This is a genomic window from Actinophytocola sp. (assembly GCF_045807065.1).
GTDB lineage: Bacteria > Actinomycetota > Actinomycetes > Mycobacteriales > Pseudonocardiaceae > Actinophytocola.
This window is the reverse complement of the sequence record NZ_JBJMIE010000335.1, coordinates 1-2,488: the sequence shown is the minus strand read 5'-3', so window position 1 is coordinate 2,488 and position 2,488 is coordinate 1. Positions and strand designations below refer to the sequence as shown.

At 73.8% G+C, this 2,488-nt stretch carries 1 pseudogene; it reads left to right on the top strand.

The annotated features are described in order from the left end of the window. Window positions 1–14 precede the first annotated feature (14 nt). A pseudogene (locus ACJ73U_RS19380) lies at window positions 15–2,488 on the top strand (beta-ketoacyl synthase N-terminal-like domain-containing protein); the annotation flags it as partial.

Below are 2,488 nucleotides of genomic sequence, written 5' to 3'. Positions count from 1 at the left end.
TGTGGCACGCCAGCGGGATGCGCGACCAGCTGGACGCCGCGGACCTCGCGCGCCTGTCCCGGGCCGGCTTCGGCGCACTGTCCACCCAGGACGGGCTCGCGTTGTTCGACGCCGCCTGCGCCGCGGACCGGGCGCTCGTGGTGCCGGTCAAGCTCGACCTGACCGGTTTGCGGTCCTCCGGCGCGGACATTCCGCCGCTGCTGCGTGGCCTCGTCCGCCCGCAGGCCCGCCGCGCGGCCACCGCGGCCACGGACGACATCGCCCACCGCCTGGCTAGGCTCGGTGAGCCGGAGCAGCGAGCCCTGCTGCTGGACCTGGTGCGCGACAACGTCGCCGGCGTCCTCGGGCACGCGACGGCCGACGCGGTCACCGCCGCCAAGGCCTTCAAGGAACTGGGCTTCGACTCGCTCACCGCCATCGAGCTGCGCAACCGACTCAACGCGGCCACCGGCCTGCGGCTGTCGGCCACGCTGGTGTTCGACTACCCGAACCCCCTCGCCGTCGCCGACCACCTCCGCGCCGAACTGGGCGGCGGCGTCGCGGACGTCGTCGTGGACGCCGTGCTGCCGGCCACCGCGGTCGACGAGCCGATCGCAATCGTGGGCATGGGGTGCCGGTTCCCGGGTGGTGTGTCCACCCCGGACGAACTGTGGGACCTGGTCGCCTCGGGTCGCTCCGGCATCACCGAGTTCCCCACCACCCGCGGCTGGGACCTCGCGACCCTGTTCGACCCCGACCCGGACGCGCACGGCAGGTCCTACGCCCGCCACGGCGGCTTCGTCGCCGAGCCCGACCTGTTCGACGCCGAGTTCTTCGGCATCAGCCGCCGCGAGGCGCTGGCCATGGACCCGCAGCAGCGGCTCCTGCTCGAAACCACCTGGGAGGCACTGGAACGCGCCGGCATCGACCCGCTTTCCCTGCGGGGCAGCCGAACCGGGGTGTTCGCCGGCCTCATGTACCGGGACTACGCGCCGACCCTGGCCGGGCTGCCCGAGGGCGTGGAGGGCTTCTGGGGCACGGGCGTCGCGGCGAGCGTGGCGTCCGGCCGGATCTCCTACACACTCGGCCTCGAAGGCCCCGCGGTCACCCTCGACACGGCGTGCTCGTCGTCGCTCGTCGCGATGCACCTCGCCGCGCAGGCGTTGCGGGCGGGGGAGTGCTCGCTCGCACTCGCCGGCGGCGTCACGGTGATGGCGAGCCCGGAGGCGTTCATCGAGTTCTCCCGGCAGCGCGGCCTCGCCCCGGACGGCCGGTGCAAGGCGTTCGGCGCGGGCGCGGACGGCACGGTGTGGGGTGAGGGCGCCGGCATCCTCGTGCTGGAACGGCTGTCCGACGCACAGCGCAACGGCCACCCGGTCCTCGCGGTGGTGCGGGGCTCGGCGGTCAACCAGGACGGCGCGTCCAACGGGTTGACCGCCCCGAACGGCCCGTCCCAGCAACGGGTGATCGCGCAGGCACTGGCCGCGGCCGGCCTGACCACGTCCGACGTCGACGCCGTCGAGGCGCACGGCACCGGCACCGCGCTGGGTGACCCGATCGAGGCGCAGGCGTTGCTGGCCACCTACGGCCGCGACCGCGAGGCACCGCTGTGGCTGGGCTCGATCAAGTCCAACATCGGCCACACCCAGGCCGCGGCCGGTGCCGCCAGCGTGATCAAGATGGTCATGGCGTTGCGGCACGGCACCCTGCCGGCCACCCAGCACGTGGACGAGCCGACCCACCAGGTCGACTGGGCGTCGGGCGCGGTGACGCTGCTGGCCTCGCCGGTGCCGTGGGCGGCGGCCGGGCACCCGCGCCGGGCCGGCATCTCCTCGTTCGGCATCAGCGGCACGAACGCGCACGTGATCATCGAGGAGCCACCCGCTCCCGTGGCCGTGGAACCCGCTCCCGCCCCGCCCGTGGTGCCGTGGGTGCTGTCGGCCCGCACCGCCGAGGCGCTGCGCGACCAGACCACCCGCCTGCGTGCCTTCGCCGCCGGGTCGACCGCGGAGCCGCAGGACATCGGCTACTCCCTCGCGACCACCCGGGCGGTGTTCGACCACCGGTCCGTGCTCGACGACGCCGGCACCGAGCTGGCGTGGGGCACGCGGTCGGATGGTCGGTTGGCGTTCCTGTTCACGGGTCAGGGTGCGCAGCGAGCCGCGATGGGGCAGCAGTTGTACGCGGCGTTCCCGGTGTTCGCGGCGGCGTTCGACGAGGTCTGCGCGCATCTTGATCCGGGCCTGCGCGAGGTGATCGCCTCGGGTGAGGGCTTGGACGAGACGGGCAACACCCAACCGGCGTTGTTCGCCGTCGAGGTGGCGCTCTACCGGCTCCTCGAAGCTTGGGGTCTCAGGCCGGACTTCGTGGCCGGCCACTCGATCGGTGAGTTGGCGGCGGCCCACGTGGCCGGCGTGTGGTCGCTTGAGGACGCGTGCACGTTGGTCACGGCTCGCGGCCGGCTGATGCAGGCTCTGCCGGCGGGTGGTGCGATGGTCGCCGTCCAGGC